The organism is Psychrobacter sp. 1U2 (genome assembly GCF_051847575.1).
The window spans coordinates 1-655 of sequence record NZ_JBPYDC010001245.1 but is presented as its reverse complement, the minus strand read 5'-3'; the positions used below and the strand labels follow the sequence as shown (position 1 = coordinate 655).

The following is a 655-nucleotide window of genomic DNA, read 5'->3' as shown; positions in this document are numbered from 1 at the left end:
CAGAGGCCAAAGCGCGCGGTTATGATGCGGGCCGTTTTTCATTTAACACGCCAAAGGGTCGTTGCCCCAACTGTGAAGGGCTAGGGTTTGTCAGTGTCGAGCTGCTATTTTTGCCGAGTGTTTATGCGCCTTGCCAAGTTTGTCACGGTCAGCGCTATGATAATGACACGCTGGCGATCACTTACCGAGATAAAAACATCGCTGAAGTACTGGATCTAACGGTAGAAGCCGCTTATGCGTTTTTTGACGGAGAAGCCTCGATATTACGTGCTTTAGATGCTCTCTTGCAAGTTGGTCTTGGCTACTTGCGTCTGGGGCAGCCAGCGACTGAACTGTCGGGCGGGGAGGCGCAGCGTATCAAGCTTGCCACCGAGTTACAACGTACCCAGCGTGGTGATACGCTCTATATCTTGGATGAGCCGACCACCGGTCTGCATCCTGCCGATGTGTCGATGCTAATGGCGCAATTGAATGCGCTCGTCGAGGCGGGCAATACTGTCATTATGGTTGAGCACGATATGCAAGTGGCCAGCAATAGCGACTGGATTATTGATATTGGTCCAGGGGCAGGGGATGCGGGTGGATCTATCGTTGCTCAAGGCACGCCTATTGAGGTGGCGCAGTCCAAGACTAGTCGTACCGCACCCTTTTTATT

At 52.7% G+C, this 655-nt stretch carries 1 pseudogene; it reads left to right on the top strand.

The features are described 5' to 3' along the window. Positions 1-655: pseudogene (locus ACS8FD_RS21455) on the top strand (excinuclease ABC subunit A); the annotation flags it as partial.